The 1030-nt window shown below is 68.0% G+C and carries 1 pseudogene; it reads left to right on the top strand.

The features are described 5' to 3' along the window. Positions 1–11 precede the first annotated feature (11 nt). A pseudogene (locus ACFWPJ_RS33730) lies at positions 12–1030 on the top strand (4Fe-4S ferredoxin); the annotation flags it as partial.

The following is a 1030-nucleotide window of genomic DNA, read 5'->3' as shown; positions in this document are numbered from 1 at the left end:
GGTTCGACGTGATGTCGAAGCAGGAGGACTTCGGTACCTACCTCGACGTGGAGATCGGCAAGCACGTCAGCCACGCCGATCTGCTCGAGCACTTCCACGGCGTGATCTACGCCGTGGGCGCGTCCTCGGATCGCAAGCTGGGCATCCCGGGTGAGGGTCTGTCCGGCAATGTGTCGGCCACCGACTTCGTCGCCTGGTACAACGGCCATCCCGAGCACGTCGACGACCAGTTCGATCTGAACCAGAAGCGCGTCGTGATCGTCGGCAACGGCAATGTCGCCCTCGATGTGGCCCGCATCCTGACCGTCGATCCGGCCACGCTGGCCGACACCGACATCGCGCCGCACGCGCTGAAGGCGTTGCGGGAGAGCAAGATCGAAGAGGTCGTGATCCTGGGTCGTCGTGGCCCCGCCGAGTCGGCGTTCACGGTGCCCGAGTTCGTCGGCCTGCTGGCCGCCGACATCGACATCGCGATCGAGGGTGAGCTGCCCGAGGTCACGCCCGAGCTGCCGTACAAGATCGAGCAGAAGCTGCGCCTGCTGCACAGCGTCGCGAACCGCCCGTTCGGCGAGCGCAGGCGCATCGTGTTCCGCTACCTGTCCTCGCCGGTGGAGATCCTCGGCACCGACACGGTGACGGGTGTGCGGGTCGAGCGCAACGAGCTGGTCACCGACGCCGAGGGCCGCACCAGCGCGGTGCCGACCGGTGACACCGATCTGCTCGAGGCGGGCGTCGTGCTCACCTCGGTCGGCTACCGCGGGGTACCGACCAAGGATCTGCCATTCGACGACGCGCGTGGCGTCATCCCGAACGAGCAGGGCCGGGTGCTCACCGCCGCGGCGGGCGAGGTCGTCACCGGCACGTATGTGACCGGCTGGATCAAGCGCGGCCCGACCGGCTTCATCGGGACCAACAAGTCCTGCGCGCAGGAGACCGTGCAGCAGCTCGCTGAGGATTTCAACACCGGCAAGCTGCGCGAGCCCGCTCGTGACGCGCGGGAGTTCGATCGTCTGGTGCGCGCCCGCCGCTG

This window comes from Nocardia sp. NPDC058497, assembly GCF_042720195.1.
GTDB lineage: Bacteria > Actinomycetota > Actinomycetes > Mycobacteriales > Mycobacteriaceae > Nocardia.
This window is presented reverse-complemented; position numbering and strand designations above follow the sequence as displayed.